Origin of the sequence: Streptomyces sp. NPDC001728 (assembly GCF_040297565.1) — a bacterium.
Classification (GTDB): domain Bacteria; phylum Actinomycetota; class Actinomycetes; order Streptomycetales; family Streptomycetaceae; genus Streptomyces.
Genome location: NZ_JBEOZK010000006.1, coordinates 151,328 through 174,792, shown reverse-complemented (window position 1 = coordinate 174,792; position 23,465 = coordinate 151,328). Strand labels below are relative to the sequence as shown.

At 71.5% G+C, this 23,465-nt stretch carries 24 protein-coding genes and 1 pseudogene; 15 read left to right on the top strand and 10 right to left on the bottom strand.

The window, feature by feature from the left end; genetic code table 11:
• Positions 1-22: 22 nt before the first annotated feature.
• The 7 genes from ABT154_RS12215 (at position 23) to ABT154_RS12185 (ending at position 6,147) form a co-directional block, all read left to right on the top strand.
• Positions 23-805 carry a pyrimidine reductase family protein gene (locus ABT154_RS12215; RefSeq protein ID WP_351856198.1) on the top strand — a complete coding sequence of 261 codons (783 nt, stop codon included), beginning with the start codon at positions 23-25 and terminating at the stop codon, positions 803-805.
• Positions 806-910: 105 nt separating this feature from the next.
• Positions 911-1,381, top strand: a complete 471-nt coding sequence (locus tag ABT154_RS12210) for an indole-3-glycerol phosphate synthase (protein ID WP_351856197.1) — start codon at positions 911-913, stop codon at positions 1,379-1,381.
• 180 nt (positions 1,382-1,561) lie between these two features.
• The gene (gene murC, locus ABT154_RS12205) at positions 1,562-2,953 is read left to right on the top strand and encodes a UDP-N-acetylmuramate--L-alanine ligase (RefSeq protein ID WP_351856195.1); all 1,392 of its coding nucleotides are present in this window, start codon (positions 1,562-1,564) and stop codon (positions 2,951-2,953) included.
• Between the two features lie 15 nt (positions 2,954-2,968).
• Positions 2,969-3,376, top strand: a complete 408-nt coding sequence (msrB, locus tag ABT154_RS12200) for a peptide-methionine (R)-S-oxide reductase MsrB (RefSeq protein ID WP_351856193.1) — start codon at positions 2,969-2,971, stop codon at positions 3,374-3,376.
• A gap of 253 nt (positions 3,377-3,629) precedes the next feature.
• The gene (locus ABT154_RS12195) at positions 3,630-4,742 is read left to right on the top strand and encodes an NADAR family protein (protein ID WP_351856191.1); all 1,113 of its coding nucleotides are present in this window, start codon (positions 3,630-3,632) and stop codon (positions 4,740-4,742) included.
• Between the two features lie 117 nt (positions 4,743-4,859).
• Complete coding sequence (locus ABT154_RS12190; RefSeq protein WP_351856189.1) at positions 4,860-5,324, top strand: hypothetical protein; 465 nt, start codon at positions 4,860-4,862, stop codon at positions 5,322-5,324.
• A 175-nt stretch (positions 5,325-5,499) separates the two neighbouring features.
• A complete protein-coding gene (locus ABT154_RS12185; RefSeq protein WP_351856187.1) occupies positions 5,500-6,147 on the top strand; it encodes a DUF6518 family protein in 648 nt (215 codons plus the stop codon).
• A gap of 26 nt (positions 6,148-6,173) precedes the next feature.
• Here ABT154_RS12185 and ABT154_RS12180 read toward each other — a convergent pair whose 3' ends face one another.
• The 3 genes from ABT154_RS12180 to ABT154_RS12170 all read right to left on the bottom strand — a co-directional run bounded on the left by ABT154_RS12180 (position 6,174) and on the right by ABT154_RS12170 (position 8,111).
• Positions 6,174-6,959, bottom strand: a complete 786-nt coding sequence (locus ABT154_RS12180; protein ID WP_351856185.1) for an SDR family NAD(P)-dependent oxidoreductase — start codon at positions 6,957-6,959, stop codon at positions 6,174-6,176.
• 82 nt (positions 6,960-7,041) lie between these two features.
• Positions 7,042-7,281, bottom strand: coding sequence for a DUF397 domain-containing protein (locus ABT154_RS12175; protein WP_351856183.1), 240 nt, complete (start codon positions 7,279-7,281; stop codon positions 7,042-7,044).
• On the bottom strand, positions 7,278-8,111 hold the full coding sequence (locus tag ABT154_RS12170) for a helix-turn-helix domain-containing protein (protein WP_317878177.1): 834 nt from the start codon (positions 8,109-8,111) through the stop codon (positions 7,278-7,280). Before ABT154_RS12170 ends, ABT154_RS12175 begins: the two co-directional genes overlap by 4 nt.
• Positions 8,112-8,260: 149 nt before the next feature.
• Between ABT154_RS12170 and ABT154_RS12165 the strand changes: the two are divergent.
• Positions 8,261-8,748, top strand: a pseudogene (locus ABT154_RS12165) (ATP-binding protein).
• A gap of 31 nt (positions 8,749-8,779) precedes the next feature.
• Positions 8,780-9,934: a M48 family metalloprotease gene (locus ABT154_RS12160; protein WP_351856181.1), complete on the top strand. Its 1,155-nt coding sequence runs from the start codon at positions 8,780-8,782 to the stop codon at positions 9,932-9,934.
• Between the two features lie 17 nt (positions 9,935-9,951).
• On the opposite strand, the gene ABT154_RS12155 is transcribed toward ABT154_RS12160, so the two are convergent.
• From ABT154_RS12155 to ABT154_RS12135, 5 genes are all read right to left on the bottom strand, one after another.
• The gene (locus tag ABT154_RS12155) at positions 9,952-10,575 is read right to left on the bottom strand and encodes a hypothetical protein (protein WP_351856179.1); all 624 of its coding nucleotides are present in this window, start codon (positions 10,573-10,575) and stop codon (positions 9,952-9,954) included.
• Complete coding sequence (locus tag ABT154_RS12150) at positions 10,575-10,931, bottom strand: hypothetical protein (protein WP_351856176.1); 357 nt, start codon at positions 10,929-10,931, stop codon at positions 10,575-10,577. Before ABT154_RS12150 ends, ABT154_RS12155 begins: the two co-directional genes overlap by 1 nt.
• A gap of 133 nt (positions 10,932-11,064) precedes the next feature.
• Positions 11,065-13,098, bottom strand: coding sequence for an elongation factor G (gene fusA, locus ABT154_RS12145; RefSeq protein ID WP_351856173.1), 2,034 nt, complete (start codon positions 13,096-13,098; stop codon positions 11,065-11,067).
• 418 nt (positions 13,099-13,516) lie between these two features.
• A complete protein-coding gene (locus ABT154_RS12140; protein ID WP_351856170.1) occupies positions 13,517-13,924 on the bottom strand; it encodes a VOC family protein in 408 nt (135 codons plus the stop codon).
• Between the two features lie 159 nt (positions 13,925-14,083).
• Positions 14,084-14,764 carry a MerR family transcriptional regulator gene (locus ABT154_RS12135; RefSeq protein WP_351856167.1) on the bottom strand — a complete coding sequence of 227 codons (681 nt, stop codon included), beginning with the start codon at positions 14,762-14,764 and terminating at the stop codon, positions 14,084-14,086.
• A gap of 154 nt (positions 14,765-14,918) precedes the next feature.
• Here ABT154_RS12135 and ABT154_RS12130 point away from each other — a divergent pair, with 154 nt between their 5' ends.
• A complete protein-coding gene (locus ABT154_RS12130; RefSeq protein ID WP_351856164.1) occupies positions 14,919-16,286 on the top strand; it encodes a DUF3533 domain-containing protein in 1,368 nt (455 codons plus the stop codon).
• Between the two features lie 25 nt (positions 16,287-16,311).
• Positions 16,312-16,959 (top strand): nucleoside/nucleotide kinase family protein, encoded by a 648-nt coding sequence (locus ABT154_RS12125; RefSeq protein ID WP_351856161.1) that lies wholly within the window; start codon positions 16,312-16,314, stop codon positions 16,957-16,959.
• A gap of 107 nt (positions 16,960-17,066) precedes the next feature.
• Here the strand turns inward: ABT154_RS12125 and ABT154_RS12120 are convergent, their stop codons facing one another.
• On the bottom strand, positions 17,067-17,792 hold the full coding sequence (locus ABT154_RS12120) for an SDR family NAD(P)-dependent oxidoreductase (RefSeq protein ID WP_351856159.1): 726 nt from the start codon (positions 17,790-17,792) through the stop codon (positions 17,067-17,069).
• Between the two features lie 105 nt (positions 17,793-17,897).
• Between ABT154_RS12120 and ABT154_RS12115 the strand changes: the two genes are divergently transcribed.
• Both ABT154_RS12115 and ABT154_RS12110 read left to right on the top strand, forming a co-directional pair.
• A complete protein-coding gene (locus ABT154_RS12115) occupies positions 17,898-18,737 on the top strand; it encodes a LysR family transcriptional regulator (protein ID WP_351856156.1) in 840 nt (279 codons plus the stop codon).
• A 193-nt stretch (positions 18,738-18,930) separates the two neighbouring features.
• Positions 18,931-19,407 carry an RICIN domain-containing protein gene (locus ABT154_RS12110; protein ID WP_351856154.1) on the top strand — a complete coding sequence of 159 codons (477 nt, stop codon included), beginning with the start codon at positions 18,931-18,933 and terminating at the stop codon, positions 19,405-19,407.
• Positions 19,408-19,604: 197 nt separating this feature from the next.
• On the opposite strand, the gene serS is transcribed toward ABT154_RS12110, so the two are convergent.
• Positions 19,605-20,897 carry a serine--tRNA ligase gene (gene serS, locus ABT154_RS12105; protein WP_351856152.1) on the bottom strand — a complete coding sequence of 431 codons (1,293 nt, stop codon included), beginning with the start codon at positions 20,895-20,897 and terminating at the stop codon, positions 19,605-19,607.
• Between the two features lie 200 nt (positions 20,898-21,097).
• Between serS and ABT154_RS12100 the strand changes: the two genes are divergently transcribed.
• Both ABT154_RS12100 and ABT154_RS12095 read left to right on the top strand, forming a co-directional pair.
• Positions 21,098-22,348, top strand: coding sequence for a methionine adenosyltransferase (locus tag ABT154_RS12100; protein WP_351856149.1), 1,251 nt, complete (start codon positions 21,098-21,100; stop codon positions 22,346-22,348).
• 84 nt (positions 22,349-22,432) lie between these two features.
• Complete coding sequence (locus ABT154_RS12095; protein ID WP_351856146.1) at positions 22,433-23,455, top strand: glycosyltransferase; 1,023 nt, start codon at positions 22,433-22,435, stop codon at positions 23,453-23,455.
• Positions 23,456-23,465 lie beyond the last annotated feature (10 nt).

Here is a 23,465-nt window from a genome sequence, read left to right as displayed (position 1 = left end):
AGCGCCATGTCAGACTGCGAGGATGCGACGACTGCTCCCTGTGACGGACATGACAGCCCACGAGACCGCGTCCGGGGACCGGGAGTGGTCCCTCGACGAGCTGGCCGACGCCTACGCCTACCCGGAGCTTCCGGCCGGGAAGAACGCCTGGCTGCGGGCCAACATGGTCTCCTCGCTCGACGGGGCCGGCCAGCACGAGGGGCGTTCCCAGCCGCTCTCCTCCGAGGCCGACATGCGGATCTTCGGCACCCTGCGGGGCCTCGCCGACGTGGTCGTGGTGGGTGCGGAGACGGTACGCCTGGAGGGTTACCGCCCCGCACGCGCGCGGGAGGCCTTCGCCGCCCGCCGCGCCGCCGCCGGACAGGGCCCGGCGCCCGCCATCGCCGTGGTCAGCGCCTCGCTCGACCTGGACTTCTCGCTGCCCCTGTTCACCGAGCCGCTGGTGCCGACCCTGCTGCTCACCGGAGCCGCCGCGCCCGTCGAGCGGGTGCGGGCCGCCCGGGACGCGGGGGTCGCGGTGTTGGTGGCGGGCGACGGCGCCGGGGTGGACCCGGCCCGCGCGGTGGCGGCGCTCGCGGAGCGCGGGCTGCGGCGGCAGCTGATCGAGGGCGGTCCGCGGCTGCTCGGTCAGTTCGTCGCGGCGGAGGCCCTGGACGAGCTGTGTCTGACGGTCTCGCCGACCATGACGGCGGGCGGCGCGCAGCGGATCGCCGGGGGCCCCTCGGTGGCCGTCCCGACACGCTTCCAGGTGGCTTCCGTGCTGGAGCAGGACGGCTTCCTCTTCACCCGCTACCGTCGGATCTGACAATCAGCGGAATTTGTCGTTCCGCTTACCGTCCGCTGGGCACACTTACTGCGCAGACCCCGTGCGGGCACGGGGAAGGATGGTTTCCGCAGAAGGGCTCCTGAGGTGTTCACAAGCGTTCTGATGATCGAGAAGCCCCTCACGTCCGTCGACGTGGAATTCGTCACCACCCTGCACGGCGAGGAGGGCGTGTCCTTCATCGTCCTGATGCAGCCGCGTGGTGACCAGGCCGATGTACTGCTGCGCGCCATCGACGACGTCGCCATGGGCGAGCTGAAGGAGGCGACCCGGGAGGGGGAGGAACCGGAGGGGAAGGCGGCCAGGGTCCCCGCCGAGCTGGCCCTGGAGCACTCGCTCCAGGCCCTGAGGGACGCCGGCTGCGAAGCGGTCGGCCAGGTCGTCGAGGACCACCCGCTCACCAAGATGAAGGCGGTCGTCGACGAGTCGGAGGCGGACGAGGTGATCGTGCTCACCGCCCCGCACTACGTGGAGGAGTTCTTCCACCGCGACTGGGCGTCCCGGGCCCGCCACAAGGTGGGGGTCCCGGTGCTCAAGCTCTTCGCCCACAGCGAGTAGGCGCGAGAGCGGCCCGGCCCGTCCCGCGGGCCGGGCCGCCGGTCCGTGTCCGCGCTCCGTGCAGGGGGCGCGGACACGGGTTGGCGCCGCCGGGTAGGCGTGGCACAAGCGATTAGGGTGGGAGCTACCTGTTACGCACGCAACAGGTAGCCACCAGACACACCCCGGGGAGAGATCCGCATGGCACCCGCCATTCCCGCCGCCATGGAACGGCCGCACTTCATCGGCATCGGCGGTGCCGGAATGTCGGGCATCGCGAAGATCCTCGCCCAGCGCGGCGCGAAGGTCGCGGGCAGCGACGCCAAGGAGTCGGCGACCGCCGAGTCCCTGCGCGCCCTGGGCGCCACCGTGCACATCGGCCACGCCGCCGAGCACCTGGCCGACGACGCCTCCGCCGTCGTCGTCTCCAGCGCCATCCGCGCCGACAACCCGGAGCTGGCCCGCGCCGCCGAACTCGGCATCCCCGTGGTCCACCGCTCCGACGCCCTCGCCTCCCTCATGGACGGCCTGAGCGCGATCGCCGTCGCCGGTACGCACGGCAAGACGACGACCACCTCGATGCTGGCGGTCGCCCTGACGGAGCTGGGCCTCGACCCCTCGTACGCGATCGGCGGCGACCTCGCGGGCCCCGGCACCAACGCGCTGCACGGCACCGGGGACGTCTTCGTCGCCGAGGCCGACGAGAGCGACCGCAGCTTCCAGAAGTACGACCCCGAGGTCGCGATCGTCCTCAACGTCGAGCTGGACCACCACGCGAACTACGCCTCCCTCGAAGAGATCTACGAGTCCTTCGAGGCCTTCACCGCCAAGATCCGCCCCGGCGGCACCCTGGTCGTCGGCGAGCACGCCGGCGCCCGTGAGCTGGCCCGCCGGGTCGCGGACCGCGAGGGGCTGAACGTCGTCACGGTCGGCGAGACCGAGGACTCCGACGCCCGCATCCTGAAGATCGTCCCGAACGGGATGAAGAGCGAGGTGACGGTCTCCCTCGACGGAGTCGAGCACACCTTCACCGTCTCCGTCCCCGGCCGCCACTACGCCCACAACGCCGCCGCGGCCCTCGTCGCCGGCGCCCGCGTCGGCATCGACCCGGCGGAGCTGGCCCAGGCCCTTACCGCGTACACCGGGGTCGGCCGCCGCCTCCAGCTCAAGGGCGAGGCCAAGGGCGTCCAGGTCATCGACTCGTACGCCCACCACCCCACCGAGATGACCGCCGACCTGGAGGCCATGCGCGGCGCCGCCGGGGCGTCCCGTCTGCTCGTCGTCTTCCAGCCGCACCTGTTCTCCCGCACCCAGGAGCTGGGCAAGGAGATGGGTGACGCGCTGGCCCTCGCGGACGCGTCCGTCGTCCTGGACATCTACCCGGCCCGCGAGGACCCGATCCCCGGCATCACCAGCGAGCTGATCATCGCCGCCGCCCGCGCGGCGGGGGCCGACGTGACGGCCGTCCACGACAAGGAGTCGGTCCCGGACGTCGTCGCGGGAATGGCCGGGCCCGGCGACCTCGTTCTCACCATGGGCGCGGGCGACGTCACGGATCTCGGTCCGCGGATCCTCGCCCGCCTGTCGATCTGAGGGAGTGGACGAACGATGGCCTACGACGTCGAGAAGCCGGACGAGCAGTGGCGCGCGGAGCTGAGCCCGGCGGAGTACCAGGTGCTGCGCCGGGCGGGCACGGAGCCCGCCTTCCGCGGTGAGTACACGGACACCAAGACCAAGGGCGTCTACTCCTGCCGTGCCTGTGGCGCGGAGCTGTTCACCTCGAACGAGAAGTTCGAGTCGCACTGCGGCTGGCCGTCGTTCTTCGACCCGAAGGACAGCGATGCCGTCGAGCTGATCGCGGACACCTCCCACGGCATGGTCCGCACGGAGGTCCGCTGCTCCCGCTGCGGCTCCCACCTGGGCCACGTCTTCGAGGGCGAGGGCTACCCGACGCCGACGGACCAGCGGTACTGCATCAACTCGATCTCGCTCCGGCTGGAGCCGGAGGCGGGCTGACGGAGCGGCCGGGGCCGCCGTCGTCGAGCCACCCGCGCCCGGGGTACGAGGGCCGGGCGGCGTCGACGGCGGTCAGGGGGCGGGGCGACCCGAGGGGTGCTGAATCGTTCCCCGAGTCCGCCCACCCGTCGGCTGCCAACGGACCCGCGCACCGCGCGTCCCAGCCGGCGCCGGTCATGTCGTGGTGGCTCTGAGCTGCGGCGACGGATTTATCGGTGTGCTTCCCGGCAGGATCCTCGGGCATCATCGCGGGATGATCGGCAGACGGCTCACCCATCGCATGGCGGACGGCGTTCGCGTCCCCGGAACCTGGCGTCACGCGTTCATCCGCAACGGCGGCACCTACTTCCTCACCGACCTCTTCATCTACGCCGACGGCATCGTCGACTGCTGGGACCTGGTCACGCTCGACGAGTTCGAGAAGAAGCTCCGCAGCGGGTGGGTGGCCACCAGCCTTCCCGACGGCGGCTGGGCATCCGCACACCACCTGGGCTCGTGGGTCTTCGGTGAACCGGACACCCGGCTCACTCCGGAACTGTTGCTCGCCGAGGTCCGCGACACCATCGACGAGCTGAACGGTCGCCCCGATTCGACCGGCCGCTGCCTGGCGGCGGTGGAGGTGTTCCTCGCCGAGCGGACGGAGGAGAACCGGTCCGCGGCCAGGGCCGCCTATCTGGCCATCCCCGAGACGGTGCGTCACTACGCCCTCGGCGACATGGACCGCAAGGACCACCCCCTGCAGATCCTGGTGACAGGCCCGGGCGGTCCCGATCCCGAATGGCCCGACGAACGCATCACACAGGAGGAGTACGACGAGGCCCTTGAGTACTTCGAGGAGCGGCGCCGGATGGCCGAGGCGCCTTCGCGGGTGCCGGCGGACGGGGCCGCGTACTCCTTCGCCCCCGCGCTGAAGCTGCCCCACTCGTATCCGCAGCGCGCGCTCGAACACCCGGACAAGCGGTCCCTGCGCACCGACTACCCCGCAGCCATCACCCTGGACGACGTCACCTATCCGTCGGTGGCGCACGCCTACTGGGCCGAGTCCGTCGCCGAACCGGAGGCGCGTATCGCGGTCGCCACCGCGGAGACAGGGGCGAAGGCCCAGACACTCGCGGCCAGGGCGACGCGTCGTGAGGGCTGGGACCGGACCCGCACAGCGGTCATGACCCGACTGCTGCGCACCAAGTACGAGCAGCATGCCGACCTCGCCGCGGTCCTTCTGGGCACGGGCGACGCGACCCTGGTCTACGACGACGCGGACTCGGATTTCTGGGGCGACAACGGAGGCCGGGGCCGAAACTGGATGGGCCGCCTCCTGGAACTCGTCCGCTCCGAACTGGCGGCCGGCCGGGCCGACGTCGACTAGGGCGGTGCCGCGAGGTCAGCCGGGCCGGGGGAGGTAGAGTTGCGCCGTTTCGCCCGCCGTGAGACCGATCGTGGGTCGGGGGCGAGGTGGCGGCCGAGGGAGAAGCGAGGGGTGCTCGTGTCGGGGCAGCGTACGGAGTCGGTGGACGTGCCGGTCGTGTTCGAACGGCCTCTGAGCCTGTTCGCCTACATCATCGGCCACGGCCAGATCCTCCTCCGCGGCGAGCCGAACCCCGACGCCGGACTGTCCACCACGGTGGAAGTCCTCTTCAAGAACGTCGGCGCACTCTCCCTGCGTGATCACTACTCCCGGCTGACCGTCCGCCTCGCCTCCCCGGGCGAAGCGGACCGGATCCGGGACGCGGACCCCCGCCCCTGGCGCGACCGGCGCGCGTTCGTCCTGGAGACCGACTCGGGCGCCGACGGTCACGTGGTGGCCGGCGCGATGTACTGGGGGGAGCGCTCCGGGCCCGTCGGGTACAGCAGCTTCCTGATCCCCGAATACGACCTTCCGCGGTTTCGTCACGACCGACCCGGTCCGTCTCGATCGGGCCCCGTCCATGACCCGTTCCCCCGACGCTGAGTCGTCGCCGACGGAACCCCGCATCGGTCCGCCCGGCCGACAGGTGTGAGCCGCGCGGCCCTCGGCGGAGAAGTGAGCCGCAGGTCAAGGGAACGCGCCGTCGGCATCGCGCATCCTCCTCTCTGCACCACGAGGTGTGAGCCATGCGGCCCCCGGCAGAGAAGTGAGCACCACCATGAGCGCGTCCCCGGTCATCGTCTCAGTGCGCGATACGAGCGGAAGAGCCTGGGGATACGCGACGGCGTCGGCGTTCGTCGGAGGACTCCTTCTCGGTGTCCTGACCAATCTGGCCCAGGGCTGGCTTCCGGGTGCGTGGAACCAGATCCCCAACTCCGGTGCGGTCTGGTCCGTCGCCGCGTTCGCCGCGGGCGCCCTGCCGGCCCGGAAGGTGGGCCTGCCCGTGGCCGCCGTCGGGGGCCTGCTCGCCGAGTCCGGTCTCGTCATCGGCTACTACGGCTACGCGGAGGTCGCGCGCGGCGGCGTGGGCTCTCTGTTCGCTCCGCTCGTCTGGATCGGCATGGCGTGCGTCGCCGGCCCCCTCTTCGGGGTGGCGGGCTCCTGGTGGCGGGGCACCAGCCCGCGCCACCGCGTCATCGGCCTTGCCGCGCTGACGGGCGTCTTCGGCATGGAAGGCATCCACTACGCCTGGGTTCTGCACTACGCCCCCCAGGCATGGGCCTGCCTCACCGTCTTGGTTCTCGTGCCGCTGCTCATGGGCCGCACCCACAGGGAACGCGCGCTGACCCTCCTGACCGCCGTCCCCTTCTCGGCCCTGGCCTACCTCGTCTTCGACCAACTGATCCTGGCGACGCTCCTCGGCTGAGCGCTGAGCGTGCCTCACGACACTCTCTAGTGGACGGAGAACCCGCCGTCCACGAAGAGGGACTGGCCCGTGACATAGGCCGACGCGCCGCTCGCCAGGAAGACCGCCGCGCCCGCGAAATCCTCCGCCAGGCCGTTCCGGCCGACCATCGTGCGGGCCGCCAGCGCCGCCACCTTCTCCGGGTCCGTGGACAGCCGCTGGTTCAGCGGCGTCATCACGAAGCCCGGGACCAGCGTGTTCGCCGTCACCCCGTGCGGCGACCACGCCTCCGCCTGTGAGCGCGCCAGCGATTCCAGCGCGCCCTTCGACACCCCGTACGCGCCGCTCTGCACGAACGCGCGGTGCCCCTGCTGCGAGGTGATGTGGATGATCCGCCCGAAGCCGCGCTCCGCCATCCCCGGGCCGAAGCGCTGACCCAGCAGGAAGGGGGCCTCCAGGTTCACCGTCATCGTGGTGTCCCAGACCTCCTCGCCCAGCTCGCCGAACGGCGGACGCAGGTTGATCCCCGCCGAGTTGACCAGGATGTCGGGCTCCCCGAAGACGGCCGCCGCCGCCTCCGCGCCGGCCTTGATCCCCGTACGGTCGCTCAGGTCGGCGCTCACCCAGGCCGCCCGGCAGCCGTCGGCCGTCAGCTCGTCGACGGTCGCGGTCAGCTCCGCCTCCTTGCGCGCCATCACGACCACGCCCGCCCCCGCGCGGGCGAGCGCCCCGGCGATGGCCCGGCCGATGCCGGAACTGCCGCCCGTGACGAGCGCGGTGCGCCCTTCGAGGGAGAAGAGGCCGGAGAGGTAGCCGCCGGGGGTCGTGCTCATGGGTGTCGCTCCTCGCGTCGTGCGTGTACCCGCCCGTCCGCGTGCGGTGGCGGGCGGGTACACGCATCCTGTCAGACGCGGTTCAGACCAGCTGGGCGAGGAACCCCGTCCAGGCGGCGGGCGCCACGGCGAACCGGGGGCCGTCCGGGTTCTTGGAGTCACGGACGTGGATGGTGGAGGGGCAGGCGGCGACCTCGACGCAGTTGTCGCCGTCGCCGCTGCTGTAGCTGGACTTGTGCCAGGAGAGGGCGACTTCCACGCAGTTGTCGCCACTGCCGCCGCTGTAGCTGCTCTTGAACCAGGCCAGTTCAGTGGTGCTCATAGTGCTCCTCGGATCTCCCGCAACAGGCCCACGGATGCTTCTACGGACAGAGCCTGTGTCCGCATCCTGGCATACCGCTGCTGGAGGATGCTGACCACTTTGGGGTCGGAGACGAGCTGGCCGGTGCCCTGGCCCTCGCTGTACGCGTACCAGGCGTTCTCCTCGGTCTCCAGGAGGCACAAGGGGCCGCCGAGACCCGCGTGGTACCCGCGCGACTGCGGCATGATCTGGATGTCGATGTTGCGCCGCCTGCAGAGGTCGAGGATGTGGTCGAGCTGCTCGCGCATGACCTCCGGGGCGGCCACCTGACGGCGCAACGCGTGCTCCTCGATGATGAAGCTGTAGATCGTCTCCGGGCGCTCCGTGAGGATGCTCGCCCGCTCCACGCGTGTGACCAGGTTCGACTCGATCTTGTCGTCGCTCATCGCCGGGATCTGCTCCTCGAAGAGCGTCCGGGCGTATGCGGGCGTCTGGAACAGGCCCGGTACGAGTCGGTTCTCGTAGGTGTACAACGTCACCGCCAGGGGCTCCAAGTCGGCCCACCCCTCGAACCACTTCGCCAGCCCCGCCTTACGCGTCAGGTGCTTGGCCGCTGCCTTGATGACCCCGAACGCGTCCAGCACCTCCTCCGCGCGGTCCACGAACTCCTTCGACGGCAGGCGCCGACCCTGTTCGATCGAGGCGACCATGGGGGCCGAGTACCCGGCCAGTGGCGCGAACTGTTCCTGCGTCAGCCCCGCCCGTCTGCGGAAGGCCTTGACCACTTCCCCGAAAGCCCTCAGGCTCTCCGACGTCTCCGGTTCGCTTCCCTTCGGGACCTCGTCCGTCACCCCGCCACCTCCCGTACCCGTGTGCTCGCGCTGAACGCAGTTAGATTCACTGATAGTCACGAGTACAGTCCAGAGCGTGAACCCGTACGCTGTGCAGCGTACGGGTTTCTGAGCTGGCAACTCCCTGCGGCGGGCGCCACATTGGCCTCATGACCTCCCCCGTGACCCGCGGAGCGCCCGTCACCGTACGTGTGTTCGCGCAGCGCTTCAGCTCGACCCCGCGCGGTGCCCGGCTCGCCCGCCGGCTCGCCCAGCACCAACTGCACCGCTGGGGCCTCCCGTACGGCTCCGAGGCCTCCGACACCGTCGGACTCCTCGTCGCCGAACTCGCCGCGAACGCCGTCACCCACGGCCGGGTGCCCGGCCGCGACTGCGAGCTGCGGATGACCTACGCGCCGGGCGCGCTGCTCCGCGTCGAGGTCTCCGACACCCGGGGCGAGCGCCGGCCGCCCGGCGGGCCCCGGCCGCGCCGCGCCCCCTGGACGAGGGCGGGCGCGGCCTGCTCCTCGTCGAGGCGCTGGCGTCCCGGTGGGAGGTGCTCGACCGGGTGCCGGTCGGGAAGACCGTACGGGCGGAACTCGACTTCGCGCCCTGCGCCGATTCCGCTGACGCGGTCGTCCGACTGCCGCCAGACTGAGGGGAAGGGAGAGGGACGGGGGAACGGCACCATGGCGACGGAGACGGACGAGGACAGGGCGCGCGCCTTTCTGTGGGAGCTGCAGGCGCAGATCGCCCAGGCGGGCGGCAGGCGCCAGCCCAGGCAGGGGGCGCGCTGGAACGAGTTCGTCCTTGAGACCGGGAGGGGGATGCCGGGCCTGTCGGAGGAGCAACTGCAGCAGGTCGTCCAGTTCGGGGCGACAGGTCAGGAGCACTGGCCGCCCTGCGGTCCCGACGAGCATCCCGGTGGATACCTGGTGATCCACATGCTGGCGGACCGCCTTGAGGCCTCCCTCCCCGACACCGTCCCCCGTCCCGTGCTGGGCATGATGGCCACGGGCGAGATCAACGCCGTGACGCTGCTCGCCCCCGACTCGCGGACGCACCTGGTCGTCTTCGAGGACGAACTCCTCAACTTCGCCAACCTGTTCAGCAAGGCGGTGGCTCTGGCCATGCCCCACGAGAGGGTCGGCGACCAGCTGGCGTTCTCCGTGGACATCGACAGGGTGCGTCGTCATGTGCGGGAGTCCCCGGAGGCCGTTCGCCGCTTCCGTGAGGTCGTGCTCGCCTATCTCCTTGAGGGCCGGCCCAGCCGGGCGCCCCAGTACTTCGCCCCGGAGGGCATCAGCAACATGGGCGCCATCCTCCGGGAGGGGATGGAGCTCTTCGTCCTCGGCCATGAGTACGGCCATGTCATGGCCGAACACGTGGCCGACCGGAAGTCCCGGCGCCGCATGCTGGGGACGGCCGAGGGCGAGGTCACCGAGGTCGGCTGGAAATGGGAGCAGGAGGTCGTGGCCGACCTCCTCGGCTGGAACCTGTCCCTGGGGGCCATGAGCGGGCAGTACGGCGCGGCGCTGCCCCACGCGGGCGTCGAGCTGTTCTTCTCCGCCTGCGAGATCCTCGAACGAGCGGTGCCCCTGCTGGTGACAGGCGAGAACGCGCCGCGCCGCGAGTCCCCGACCCACCCACCGGCCGCGCTCCGGCGCGACCTCGTGCGCACGCACGCGCGGGCACGCCTCGAAGACGACGCGGAACCCCTCCTCGAACTGGGCACGGCCATCAAGGAGATCGTGGACGTCCTCTGGGAGCAGACCGCCCCCGTGATCGCCGACCTCCACCGGCAAGGCGCCGTCCCCGACGCCCGCTGGACGGCCAACCTCTAGGGGCGGCTTCGGGGCTCTCAGGGGCAGCTCTCCACCGATTTCGCCGAGCCGATCCGCGCCGACGGCAGCCGTCGTTCCACGTCCTTGACCCGCAACCGCACCCCCTTGGCGTCGATCCCGGTGAGCGTGCCGCACAGCACGCTCCCGTCGGTCTGCACGACCAGCACCCCCGGATTCCCGGGCCGGGGGCCGTACCAGGTCAGACCGATCCCCGCGGTGACCATGGCCAGCGCCAGGAACCCCGCGACGATGGCCCGCCGCAGGTCCCGTACCGCCCGGCGCACGGTCAGGCGCTCCCTGGTGAGCAGTTCCTCCAGGGAGGCGCCGGCCACGCGACGGCGCGGCAGCCCGAACGCCGCGCGCATCGCGAAGAAGGCCCCGGCCGCGGAGAGCAGCAGTCCTCCCAGCAGGAGCACTCCCACCGCGCCGCGCGCGCCGCCGGACAACCCCTGCAGGGTGTCCGGCCCCTTGACGATCCCGACCGCCGTCAGCAGGCCGAGCAGGGCGGCGAGGCCGTTGCGCCAGTTCTCGGCCTGGGCGCGGACCCGGACGAGCTCGCCCTCCAGCAGGCCCCGGGACTCGTCGGCGCGTGCGCGGCTGGCCGGCGTACTGGGCGTGCCGGCCGTGACGCGGACCGCCATCAGACGCCCCACTCGACGTGCAGCACCCAGGAGGCCCCGCACCCCTTGTGCTCACCGGCCTCGGGATGGACGGCGGAGCAGGCGCAGATGACCTCGACCTCGCGCGAGCCCGCTTCGGTGGCCCGGCGGAGCAGCAGACGGGCCAGCAGACCGGTACGGGTGAGCGCGTCGGCGTACGCGACGAGCGGCTCGGCGTGCACGGTCTCGTGGCGGCAGCGCGGGCAGGGACCGCTCACCACGATGACCTCGGGCGCCGTCTCGTCCGGATGCAGGCCGACGCGCGCGGTGCCGGCCGCGACCGGGTTCCAGGCCGGGTCCGACTCCACGCGGTACAGAAGATCCTGTTGGTCCGTCACTCGTACCCCTCGTGTCCGATGGGATCAACCTAACGCCCTGCTGCGGGCGTTGGCCGCGGTGACGTGTGCCACGGCCTGATCGCGCCGGCCCGGTGTCCGGGCCACGGAGTCACCGCGGCCCGGACACCTCCGTTCACTCCGTCCGGCCCTGCGGGGCGGGGGCGTAACCCGCCGGGCGGGTGGTGAACGTGCCCCGGCCCTGCGTACGGCCGCGCAGCCGGGACGCGTAGCCGAAGAGTTCGGCCAGCGGCACCGTCGCCTCCACCACCGCCGTACCCGCGCGCGTCGTCTGGTCGGTCACCCGGCCGCGCCGCGCCGCGAGGTCCCCGAGGACCGCGCCGACGGACTCCGCGGGGACGGTGACCGTGACGTCGGCCACCGGCTCCAGGAGCGTCATCACGCTCGCGCGGAGCGCCTCGCGCAGGGCGAAGCGGCCCGCCGTGCGGAACGCCATCTCCGAGGAGTCCTTCGGATGCGTGGCGCCGTCCGTGAGCGTGACCCGGACACCCGTCACCGGGTGCCCGCCGAGCGGGCCCTCGACGAGCGCGTCCCGGCAGCCGGCCTCGACCGCGCGGACGTACTCCTGCGGGACCCGGCCGCCCGTGACGGTGGACCGGAACGCGAACTCAGCGTCCTCGCCGAGGGGTTCGACGTCGATGACGACATGGGCGAACTGGCCCGCACCGCCGTCCTGTTTCACATGACGGTGGAGCAGCCCGGTGACGCCCTTCGCCACCGTCTCCCGGTACGCGACCCGGGGACGCCCGACCGTCACCTCAAGGCCCCGGTCGCGGCGCAGCTTCTCCACCGCGACCTCCAGATGCAGTTCGCCCAGCCCCGAAAGGACCGTCTGGCCCGTCTCCGGGTCGGACCGCACGACGAGCGAGGGGTCCTCCTCGGACAGCCGGGCGAGCGCCGTCGCGAGCCGGCCGGTGTCCGCACTCCTGCGGGCCTCCACGGAGACCGAGACCACCGGGTCGGCGGTCGTCGGCGGTTCGAGGACGACGGGCGCGTCCGGGGCGCACAGGGTCGCCCCGGCGCGGACGCCCTTCGGCCCCACGACGGCGACGATGTCCCCGGCGCGCGCCACGGTCACCTCGGTCGCCCGGTCGGCCTGGACCCGCAGGATGCGGGCGATCCGCTCGGTGCGCCCGGCGGCCGTGTCGAGCACGGTGTCCCCCTTTCCGATCGTGCCCGCGTAGACGCGGACGTAGGTCATACGGCCGGTGGCGGTCGCGCTCACCTTGAACGCGAGCGCGGTGAACGGCGCCGCCGGGTCCGCCGGGACCTCCCCGCGCACCGGAGGCATGTCCGACGGGGCCGGGAGGTAGGCGACGACGGCGTCGAGCAGCGGCTCGACACCCCGGTTGCGGTACGCCGAGCCGCACAGCACGACCACCGCGTCACCGCTCAGGGTGAGGTCGCGGAGCGCGCCCGCCAGCGTCTCCCCGGAGAGCTCCGCGTGCGCGCAGAACTCGTCGAGGGCGCCGGGATGCAGCTCCGCCACCGACTCCTCCAGACGCCGCCTGCGGCGCCGGGCCTCGTCCAGGAGGGCGTCCGGGACCGGTGCGTCGGTGTACGCGTCGGCGCCCTCGGCCCACACGTACGCCCGCATCCCGACCAGGTCCACGACGCCGGTGAAGCCGTCCTCGCGGCCGATGGGCAGCTGGACGGGGAGCGGGACCGTGCCCAGGCGGGTACGGATCGACTCCACCGCGGCGTCGAGATCGGCACCCGCGCGGTCCAGCTTGTTGACGAACGCGATGCGCGGGACGCCGTGCCGGTCGGCCTGCCGCCACACCGTCTCGCTCTGCGGTTCGACGCCCGCGACGGCGTCGAAGACGGCGACGGCGCCGTCCAGGACGCGCAGCGAACGCTCGACCTCGTCGGAGAAGTCGACGTGACCGGGGGTGTCGATCAGGTTGATCCGGTGCCCGGCCCAGTCGCAGCTGACGGCCGCGGCGAAGATCGTGATGCCCCGGTCGCGCTCCTGCGGGTCGAAGTCCGTGACGGTGGTGCCGTCGTGGACCTCGCCGCGCTTGTGGGTGGCGCCGGTGAGGAACAGGAACCGCTCGGTGACGGTGGTCTTGCCCGCGTCGACGTGGGCGAGGATGCCGAGGTTGCGGACGCGGGCGGTGAGGGCCTGGGTGTGGGGCCGGGTACGCACGGTGTCGTGCCTTTCGCTGCTGCGTGGAGAACAGGGCAGCGCGATGCCCGGACGGCGCTCGGAGGCGTTACGTCACGGGTCGGCGATGGCGGGCGCGCAGCCGCCACCGGCCGGGGCGAGAGGCGAGGATCACGTCGAAGCGGCGCGTACGCACGGTCGGCTCTCCTCGGTAGTCACTCGCGGCACGGCACACCGGTCGGTGCGCCGTGCCGCGAGTGTAGGGAGCGCCGCCGTGGGGGCGACAGCGAATTATGGGGTGGGGGCCGGGGGTGGTCGCGCGGGGCTGGTGGTCGCGCGGGTCGGTTGACCGGTGGCGGGTCCGGCGGCCGGTGGCTACGCGGTCGGCTGGGTGGTGGCGTGTCCGGCGGCCGGTGGCGTGTCCGGCGGCCGGTGGCTTGTCCGGTCGGCTGGGTGGTGGCTACGCGGTCGGCTGGAGCAGGTCCCAGCGGTTGCCGTACAGGTCCTCGAAGACGGCGACGGAGCCGTACGGCTCGTGGCGCGGCTCCTCCAGGAACTTCACGCCCGCCGCCGCCATCCGGGCGTGGTCGCGGGCGAAGTCGTCGGTGTGCAGGAAGAAGCCGACCCGGCCGCCGGTCTGGTTGCCGACGGCGGCCTGCTCGGACTCGTTCTTGGCGCGGGCCAGGAGGAGGCCCGCGTTCCCGAGGCCGCCGACCCCGGCGGCGCCGGGCGGACGGACCACGACCCAGCGGTTGCCGCCGCCCCGGTCGGTGTCCTCGACCAGTTCGAAGCCGAGGGCGTCGGTGTAGAAGGCGATGGCCTGGTCGTAGTCACGGACGACGAGGGTGACGAGTGCGATGGACGGCATTTCCTCAACGTAATACGCGGAAAAGCAGGAACCCACCCGCGTCGACCCGCGTCGTCGTGCGGGGTGACCCTCGTCGGACGGAGGGTGTGAACGAGGGTCGGGGGGAGGGGTGGGCGAGGGGTCCCCCCCCGAGTGTCCGTCCCCGCCTGCCCGCCGGCCTCAGCGTGAGCCGGCCGGCGGGTTCGGGGCGGCCTCTCCCGGCGTGCGGGCCCACGCGGCCCGGCGGCGGGTCTCGTTCTCCTGCGCCAGACGACGCAGGAGGGCCAGGACCGGTTCCAGCAGGAGGACGACGAGGGCGGCGTGCTCCGCGAGCTTGAGGCGGTCCTCGGGGTCGTCGAGTTCCTCCAGCCGGTCGACGTCGAGCTTCGCGGCTGCCGCGGCCAGTTCCGCGTACGGCAGCAGGTCCCCGGTGCCGTAATCGATACCGAGACGGCTGAGGTCCATGAGGCTCGCGGCGAGCCCGCGGCGGTGCGGGGAATCGGCGGAGACGTCCCAGCCCATGGCGCGCACCAGTTCGTCGACCCGTGGCGCCTGCTCGGCCACCGCGTCCGTCTCGGCGGCGTCGACCGGCGTCGGGAGCGCGTAGTGCACGACGCCGAGCGTGGCGAGCGGGTCGAGCGGCTCGTCGATCGCCGCGAGGACGTCCCGGGTGGCGGCGATGGACAGGCCGCCGCGGGCGGTCAGAGCGCGGATCAGACGCAGGCGCTGGACGTGCTCGTCGCCGTACAGGGTCAGGGTGGCTCCGAGCGGCCGGCCAGGGGGCAGCAGGCCTTCCCGCAGGTAGTACTTGATCGTCCCGACCGGCGTTCCGGACAGACGGCTCAGGTCAGAGATCTTCATGGGCACTCTCACTCGAAGCTGTTCCGTGTGTGAGCAGTCTCCCAGGGGGCCGAATGGACACATCCACTCGATAGTGTCACTCTTCAGCTGGAAAGTGACGGTTTCTAATGTGTTGCCGACCAGCGACGACACCCACCCGAGCGGGAGCTGCTGCATGTCCGAACCCACCCATCCGCCGCATGTGAGCGCACGCGGGCTCCTCCGCCGACGCGGTGTGTGGATCCCGTCGGCGGTGATCCTCGGCCTGCTGTCGTTCGTCCTGTCCCTGCTCTACCTGGGCGCCAACAACGACCCGGTCGGCTCGACGAAGGACCTGCCGATCGCCCTGGTCAACGCGGACCGGGGCACCCAGGCGGCCGGGAAGCGGATCGACCTGGGAGCACAGATCACCGCGCGGATCACCGGATCGGCCGACCTCAAGGAGAAGGTCGACTGGAAGCAGGTCGACCGCCGCACCGCCGACGACCTGCTCGCCAGTGGCAAGGTCTTCGGCGCCCTCGTCATCCCGGACGACTTCTCCGCTTCCGTCGCGGCACTCGCCGGGCCGCCGCAGCGCACGCCGCATCCGCCGGCCATGACGGTCCTGACCAACCCCGCCGCCGGAAGCTTCGGCTCCTCCATGGCCACCGAGATCAACCGCAAGGTCGTCGAGACGACCTCCGCGGAGCTGGGCAAGCAGCTGGGCCAGGCGGCGGCACAGCGGGCGGCGGCGCCGGGTGCGGCGGGGCAGGGTGCGGCGGGGCACAGCGCTCCCGCGCACGCCGCCTCCGCACCGGGCGCCGCCGCGCAGCTGATGATCGCCGAACCGGTGCACCTCTCCGTCCAGGAGGGCCACCCCCTCGGGCAGCACAGCGGCCTCGGCCTGAGCGCCTTCTTCTACGCGCTCATCCTCGTCCTCGGCGGCATGCTCGGCGCCAACGTCATCCACACCCAGGTGGACACCTCACTCGGCTACATCGCCAGCGACAAGGGCCCGTTCCGCGTCGTCAAGCCCGTCCAGCACGTCACCCGGGTGCACCACTTCCTGGTCTGCTCGGCGCTCATGACCGTCCTGTCGATGCTGACCTCCGCGCTCGCCATGACCGCGGCCGTCGGTGTCATCGGCATCGACGCCTCCCACCTGGCCCTCCTGTGGATCTTCGGAACCTGCGCCACTGCCGCCATGGGCATCACCGCGCTGGCCCTGCTCGCCGCCTTCGGCACCCCGGGCCCGATCGTCTCCATGCTGGTCCTGATCGGCCTGGCCATCCCGTCGGCCGGCGCCACCATCCCGATCCAGGCACTGCCGGACTTCTACCGCTTCCTGGCCGAGTTCGAACCGTTCCGGCAGGTCGTCGACGGCGTCCGGTCCATCCTCTACTTCGGGGCACGGGCCGACGCGGGACTCGGCCGCGCCTGGATGATGGTCGGCATCGGCTTCGCCGTGTCGTTCGCCCTCGGGCTCGCCCTCACCCACCTCTACGACCGCCGGGGCCTGCACCGCGCGGCTCCGCACTTCGCGCGGCCGGTCCCCGTCGGCTGACCGCCGGATGGACGGTGGTGGGAGAATGCCCCGCATGGACGCGCAGGAGTTCGACGGGCTCGCCGCCCGCGCACGGGCGCTCGCCGCGCCGGGGCGGCGGCGGATCCTCGGGATCGCCGGCGCTCCCGGCGCCGGGAAGTCCACGCTCGCCGAGCGGCTCGTCGACCGCCTCGACGGGCCCGCGGTCCTCGTCCCCATGGACGGCTTCCACCTCGCGCAGGCCGAACTCGAACGCCTCGGCCGGGCCGGCAGGAAGGGCGCCCCCGACACCTTCGACGCCGCCGGTTACGCGGCCCTCCTCGCCCGCCTGCGCGCCCCCGAACCCGGCACCACCGTCTACGCGCCGGCCTTCGACCGCACCCTGGAGGAGCCGATCGCGGGGGCGATCCCGGTCGGGCCCGAGGTCCCGCTGATCGTCACCGAGGGCAACTACCTGCTGCACGACGAGGGTGCCTGGGCCGCCGTACTGCCCCTCCTGGACGAGGCCTGGTACCTGGACCTGGACGCCCGCCGCCGCGTCCCCCGCCTCGTCGAACGCCACGTCCGCTACGGCAAGGACCGCGCCCACGCGGAACGCTGGGTCCAGGACTCCGACGAGGCGAACGCCCGCCTGATCGAACGCGGCAGGGACCGCGCCCAGCTGGTCGTGACGATGTCCCCGTACTCCGGCTGACGTTCTTCACCTCCCCGGCCTCGTCCGGCACCGGCGTCCCGCCGCGCTGTCGGTCTCGCCGGTCCCTCCCGCCACAGCAGCTGGACCACCAGGGGCCGGTGAGCCCGTCACCAGGGCACCGGTCCACCGTCGTCGAAGAATCCGCCGGTCGGTCCGTCGTCGGGCAGGGTCGCGAGGTGAAGCGCGATCGCCGCGCCCTGGTGGGGAGTGCGGACGCCCTGGAAGCCGTTGAGGCCGGTGGCGGTGAAGCCGGGACAGCCGGAGTTGATCAGGATGTCGGTGTCGCTCAGTTCCTTGGCGTACTGGACGGTGACGGCGTTGAGGAACGTCTTGGACGCCAAGTACGCAACGGGAACCGGGCCCATGTCGATGCCGGGCGTGGTCTGCAGGACGAGCGAGCCGACGCTGCTGGACATGTTCACTATCCGCGGCGATGCCGAGCCGCGGAGCATGGGCAGCATCGCGTTGGTGACGCGGATGACCCCGATCACGTTGGTTTCCACGACGACGCGTACGGTCGCCGGATCGACCGTGGTGGGCGTCTGCGGCACACCGCCGGTGATCGCGGCGTTGTTGACCAGGACGTCGAGCCCTCCGGCGCGGTCGGCGATCAGCTCGGCCGCGGCGGCCACACTCGCGTCGTCCGCCACGTCGAGCGGAACGCCGAACGCGTCGGTCCCGGCCGCCCGCAGCTTCTCCACCGCGGTGTCGCGGCGCTGTCGATCCCGCGCGCCCACGCCGATTCGCCAGCCGAGGGCGCCCAGGCCCGCCGCGATCTCGTATCCGATTCCTTTGTTCGCACCGGTCACCAGTGCGATCGTCTGTTCACTCATGTCCTCCAGCCTGGTGCGGACTCGGGCGGGACGTCCAAGACCGACTGGGTGGGCGGCGATACCGCACGGATATCGGCCGTGGTGAGCGCCGGATACGATGACGCGGTGGAGACGCGGGAGTTGCGATACTTCGTCGCCGTGGCGGAGGAGTTGCACTTCGGGCGGGCGGCGCAGCGGCTCGCCATGGCGCAACCACCGCTGTCGCGGGCGATCCAGCAGCTCGAGCGGCGGCTCGGAGTGGCGCTGCTGCACCGTACGACTCGCGCGGTCGCCTTGACCGAGGCCGGATCGGTGCTTCTGCGGGAGGCCCGAACCGCACTCGACGCGGTCGAAGCCGCCGAGCGCCGCACCCGCCGCGCGGCTGCCGAACTGCCCGGTGTGGTGCTGGCCACGAAGGCCGGGGCGTCCAGCGAACTGTTGTCGAAGCTGCTGGACGCCTACGCCGCCGAGCCCGGCGCGGTCGCCGTCGAGGTGATGCTGTGCGGGCCCGGCGAGCAGGAAAGGCTGCTGCGCGACGGGCGTGCCGACGTCGCGCTGCTCCAGCGGCCCTTCGACACGACGGCCGGACTCGACACCGAGGCCCTGCGCACCGAACAGCAGGTCGTGGTCCTGCCGGCGGGGCACCCCTCGGCCGACCGGCCCCACATGTCGATGTCCGAGGTCACCACCCTGACGGACCTGCCCCTGCCACGCTGGCCCCGACGGGCCGGGGGCTATCCGGACGGACCTGGCCCGCAGGTGCGCGACCACACCCAGCTGTTCCAGCTGATCGCGCTCGGACGGGCCTGCGCGGTCGTGCCCGAGTCCCTCCGAGCTCACCTGCGCGACGATCACGCGACGGTGCCGGTGCCGGACGCGCCGGCGGTCACGACCGTCATCGCCTGGCCACCACACAGCAGATCCAAAGCCGTCGCCGACCTCGTCCGCACCGCGACACGCCTCTAGGGCGTGTCGTCAGACTCCGGCCTGCCCCATTGGCATCTGGAATTGGACAAGTTGCACGCTCGTCGTCTCGATCTCACATCGGGTCTCTTGTGACCTCATGCCGCCCACCCCACTATGGGGGCCCAATCCTCACGGAGGGCAACGCATGAGATCCTTACGGCAACTGGCCGGAGCATTATGCGCCTCGGTCATCATGGCCGTCGGCCTGGCGGGCACCAGTCACGCCGACCCCGGCGACTTCACCATGAAGAACATGAACTCAGGCAGATGCCTGTCTGTACCGGCTGCCGCAACGGGGTTCGAGTACCTCAACCAGTTCTCGTGCGGGGGCTACGTCGACCAGTACTGGTACCGGCAGTACGTGGAAACCGACGCGAACGGACTCGCCTGGTACAAGATCGTCAACCGGCACAGCGGGCTTTGCCTGTCGGTCGATGGTGCTTCCAAGGACGACTACGCCTGGATCACTCAGTACCCGTGCGGGCAGCCCAAGCCGTATCCGGACCAGTATTGGCGTCAAATGGACTACGACGCCAATACGGGTGGCGACCACATCAGGAACCGGAACAGCAACAAGTGCCTTGCGATCCTGGACGGGAGCACGGCAGAGGCGGCCTGGGCGATCCAGTACTCGTGCGGAAGCTGGCGGGACCACTACTGGAAGACCTGACCCGGGTGCCGGCGAGCGGCGGCTGTTCCGGCTTCCTCCGCGCGAACAGGATGCCCGTGAACACCAGCCGGTCCGGATGCGCCTTGGGCGCGGATACCGGGCCCGGTGCGGTCGTTGACGATCCCGCCGGTCAGGGCGGAGGCGAGTGGTCGGCCCGGCCGTCGTAGGCCAGCCCCCTCCGGTGACCGGCTGCCGCCTCACTTCACGGGTTTCCCCTCCGGGGAGAGGCGGCGGAATCCGAGGTAGGGGAGAAGCGCCTCGGGCAGGACCACGGAGCCGTCCCGCTGCTGGCCCTGTTCGAGGAGGGCCGCGAGCGTTCTGCCGATGGGCAGGCCGGAGCCGTTGAGGGTGGCCACGGGCGTGCGCCTGCCCTCGGCGTCCCTGGTCCGGATATGGGCCCGGTGGCTCTGGAACGTGCCGCAGTCGGAGACGGAGGAGATCTCGCGATAGCGGTTCTGGCCGGGCATCCAGACCTCGATGTCGTAGGTGAACCGAGCCGAGAAGCCGAGGTCGCCGGCGGCGAGCGCGACGACCCGATAGGCCAGCCCGAGTTCCCTGAGGCAGGCTTCCGCGTGCGTGAGCAGGGATTCCAGTTCGTGCTGCGAGTCGTCCGCGTCGCAGATGCGGACCAACTCGACCTTGCTGAACTGATGGAGCCGGATGAGGCCGCGCGTGTCCCGCCCGTAGGAGCCGGCCTCGGAGCGGAAGCACGGTGTGTGGGCCGTCATCGCCAGCGGCAGGTCCTCCCGGGGGATGACCTCGTTCGCGTACAGATTGGTGAGCGGCACCTCCGCCGTGGGGACCAGGAAGAGTTCGCGGTCCCCGACCGCCGTGGCGAAGAGGTCGTCGGCGAACTTGGGCAGCTGTCCGGTTCCCGTCATCGTCACGCGATCGACCAGGAAGGGCACCGAGTACTCGACGTAGCCGTGCCGGGTGGTGTGCAGGTCGAGGAAGAGCGCCGCGAGCGCGCGCTCCAGTGCCGCGCCCGCATCGCGGGCGACGACGAAGCGCGGCCCCGAGAGCCTGGTGCCCTTCGCGAAGTCCAGGATCCCCATGCGCTCGCCGAGGGTGACGTGGTCCGTGGGCTCGAAGGAGAAGACGGGAGGAGTCCCGACCCTGCGCAGCTCCTCGGCGAACGCGTCCGAGTCGCCGTCAGGGGCCGAGTCGAGCGGAAGGTTCGGGAGGGAGAGGAGCAGCTCGTCCAGCTCTCCGCGCAGCTCGTCGCGCTCGGACTCGATCCGGTGGACCTCGTGCTTCAGCAGCCGCCCGCGCTCCTTGGCCGCGGAGACCTCCTCGCCCGCCCCGGCGCTCGCGCGCACCTCCCTGGCCAGGCCCTTGGCCTCCGACCGCAGCGACTCGGCCGCGCGGGTCCGGTCCAGCAGCCGGGAGTGCAGCGATTCCAGTCCGGGCAGGTCCAGTGAGTGGTTGCGGCGGGCGAGTCGCCGTACCGCCTGGTTGTCCGGGTCGAGCAGGGCACGCACATCGTGCATGAGGGATCACTGTCTCCTAGGACCGCGAATATGAACGCTCAAAGAACTACCACCGCCCTGGGGGCCGTGTCAGGGGAATGGTGATGGGCGGCCGACCTGCTATATGGCGGGAAATGAAGCTCGACGACGTCTTGACGGTGCGTTCCGGCGGGTGTTTGCCTAGAACTTGAACGATCAAATCGATCTTGGTGGGGGTTGCGATGCATCACGCGATACCGATCGACGACACGAGCATGATGTTCATTCGGACGAACGTGCCCACGGCCGGCGCCGTCTCCATCGTGGAGCGCAAGGGACTCGGCCATCCCGACACCCTCGCGGATCAACTCGCGGAGCACCTGTCCCAGGTCTACAGCCGGTACACCCGGGAGCGGTTCGGCGTGGTGCTGCACCACAACTTCGACAAGCTCGCCCTGCTGGGCGGCTCCTCGGAGGTGAGATACGGGGCCGGGCGCATGCTCGACCCGGTGCGGGTCCTCGTCAACGGGCGGGCGGCCCACCGGTGCGGCGAGCAGACCGTCCCCGTCGAGGACATCGTCGGGACGGCGGTCGTGGAGTTCTTCGAGCACCGGCTGCCGGAGCTGGGCGGGCACCTCTCCATCGAGTTCAACATCACCGGCAACGCCAGTCCGGGATCGGTGATCACCGATGACGGCACGACCGAGCGGAGCAGGTGGTTCGCCCCGAAGTCGGCCGCGGACCTCCGTGAGCGGAAGGTCCGGCTCTCCAACGACACCTCGCTGGGAACCGGCTGGGCTCCGCTGAACCCCTTCGAGAGCTTCGTCCGCGTACTGGCGGACACCTTCTCCGGCGCCGGCGACTTCACCTCCGCCCACCCGTGGTGCGGATCCGACGTCAAGGTCATGGGCTACGCCGACGAGCACCGGGCCGATGTGGTGCTCTGCGTGCCGCAGAAGTCGGCGCACGTGGCCACGCGTGCGGAGTACCTGGCCAACAAGGACGTCGTCCTGGCCGAATGCGACCGCCTGGCCCGAGTCCACCTCCCGCAGCTGGAGGTGGCCTTCCGGCTCAACGCGCGGGACATCCCGGAGAAGGACGAGCTGTACCTGACCTACACCGGCAGCTCGATCGAATCGGGCGACGAGGGCGTGGTCGGAAGGGGCAACCGGGTCAACGGCCTGATCACCCCCCTGCGCCCGATGAACATGGAAGGCGCGAACGGCAAGAACCCCGTCTACCACATCGGCAAGCTCTACAACGTCGCGGCGACCCGCCTGGCACAACGAATCCACGAGGAGACCGGCGAGTACGCCGAGGTCCACCTGATCAGCGCCACCGGACAGCCGCTCGACCGGCCGTGGCGAGTCCTGGTGCGGCTCGCCGCGGAGGACCCCCAGCTCGACAAGATCCAGCGGCTGACCGAGGAGGTCCTCGCGGGATTCCCCGCTCTCACCGACGAGTTCATCGGCGCGGGCGTCCTGATGAGCTGAGCGCCGGGCAGTGAGGACGACATTCCCCCTGCGGCGCGGGCGCGGCCGTAGACGGACCCACGATCGAGACCTTGGAGGTCGCCCGTGTTGATCGGCGTGTGTGATTTTCCCAGCCGGTACGCCTTCCCTCCCCGGGGATACGGCGGGATCGAGCGATGGCTGTGGGCGCTGGCCGTGGGGGCCAAGGCCGCGGGGGAGGATGTGCACCTCCTCGGCCCCGGTTGGCGTACCGGACTCGGTGACGCCTGGGACCTCCGGCCGACCCGCCTGGAGGACATCGAGCCGGGCTCCGTGGCGTTCAAGGAGCTGCGCGCCACGCGGTACGACCTCCTGCTCGTGGGACACGCCTACCCCTCCCAGCCGAACTGGCGGCGGGTGTGGTCCGAACTGGACTGCGACGTGGCCACGTTCCAGCACTCGTCGGTCGACCGGCACGCCCCGGGCACCTTCGACGGCGAGCGGGCCCGGCTGTACTGCTACTCCCAGGAGATGCGGGAGCGGTACGCCGAGCACGGACCGCTGGCCGACCTCAGCGTGAACCTCGGCACGGACGAGGAGGAGCCCGCCGCCGTCTCCGGACGCGACCTCGTCTGGCTCGGCAGGATCGACGAGGAGAAGTCGCCGCACCTCGCCGTCGAGGCCGCGCGTCTGGCCGGACGCCGTATCAGGATCGTCGGCCCGGTCTTCGACCAGGACTACGTCGACCGGCACCGGGCCCTGTTCGGATCGGATCACGTCGAATGGCTCGGCGAGCTGACCGGCCCCGCCAAGATCGCGGCACTGTCCGACGCCGCCGCCTTCGTCTACACCTGCTCGCGCAGCTACGTCGAGGCAGGCGCGGCCGTCTTCGGCGAATCCCTGCGAGCCGGCACCCCCGTCGCCGCCCTGACCTGGCGCCCGGGCGGCTGCGCCGAGGCCGCGCTCTGCGAGAACACCGGCGCTCTCGCGGCAGCCGACCCCGAGCGGGACGACGACCGGGCCGCGCTCGAACTGGCCGCCGCCATCGAACGCGCGGTGCTCCTGCGACCCCAGGAGGTACAGGAGATCGGCCTGCGGAGGTTCGACCCGGTCCGCCACTTCCGGGCGATGGCCACCCGCCCGTCCTGAACCCGGCAAG

Bases quoted from the DNA above. Each gene is read 5' to 3' on its own strand.
- ABT154_RS12180 (WP_351856185.1), bottom strand. From the start codon at position 6,959: ATGAGCACGACCCCCGGCGGCTACCTCTCCGGCCTCTTCTCCCTCGAA.
- ABT154_RS12120 (WP_351856159.1), bottom strand. From the start codon at position 17,792: ATGAGTGAACAGACGATCGCACTGGTGACCGGTGCGAACAAAGGAATC.
- ABT154_RS12195 (WP_351856191.1), top strand. From the start codon at position 3,630: ATGATCGGCAGACGGCTCACCCATCGCATGGCGGACGGCGTTCGCGTC.
- serS (WP_351856152.1), bottom strand. From the start codon at position 20,897: ATGCACGATGTGCGTGCCCTGCTCGACCCGGACAACCAGGCGGTACGG.
- ABT154_RS12140 (WP_351856170.1), bottom strand. From the start codon at position 13,924: ATGCCGTCCATCGCACTCGTCACCCTCGTCGTCCGTGACTACGACCAG.
- ABT154_RS12130 (WP_351856164.1), top strand. From the start codon at position 14,919: ATGTCCGAACCCACCCATCCGCCGCATGTGAGCGCACGCGGGCTCCTC.
- ABT154_RS12185 (WP_351856187.1), top strand. From the start codon at position 5,500: ATGAGCGCGTCCCCGGTCATCGTCTCAGTGCGCGATACGAGCGGAAGA.
- ABT154_RS12215 (WP_351856198.1), top strand. From the start codon at position 23: ATGCGACGACTGCTCCCTGTGACGGACATGACAGCCCACGAGACCGCG.
- msrB (WP_351856193.1), top strand. From the start codon at position 2,969: ATGGCCTACGACGTCGAGAAGCCGGACGAGCAGTGGCGCGCGGAGCTG.
- ABT154_RS12135 (WP_351856167.1), bottom strand. From the start codon at position 14,764: ATGAAGATCTCTGACCTGAGCCGTCTGTCCGGAACGCCGGTCGGGACG.
- murC (WP_351856195.1), top strand. From the start codon at position 1,562: ATGGCACCCGCCATTCCCGCCGCCATGGAACGGCCGCACTTCATCGGC.
- ABT154_RS12100 (WP_351856149.1), top strand. From the start codon at position 21,098: ATGCATCACGCGATACCGATCGACGACACGAGCATGATGTTCATTCGG.
- ABT154_RS12110 (WP_351856154.1), top strand. From the start codon at position 18,931: ATGGCCGTCGGCCTGGCGGGCACCAGTCACGCCGACCCCGGCGACTTC.
- ABT154_RS12175 (WP_351856183.1), bottom strand. From the start codon at position 7,281: ATGAGCACCACTGAACTGGCCTGGTTCAAGAGCAGCTACAGCGGCGGC.
- ABT154_RS12125 (WP_351856161.1), top strand. From the start codon at position 16,312: ATGCCCCGCATGGACGCGCAGGAGTTCGACGGGCTCGCCGCCCGCGCA.
- ABT154_RS12160 (WP_351856181.1), top strand. From the start codon at position 8,780: ATGGCGACGGAGACGGACGAGGACAGGGCGCGCGCCTTTCTGTGGGAG.
- ABT154_RS12155 (WP_351856179.1), bottom strand. From the start codon at position 10,575: ATGGCGGTCCGCGTCACGGCCGGCACGCCCAGTACGCCGGCCAGCCGC.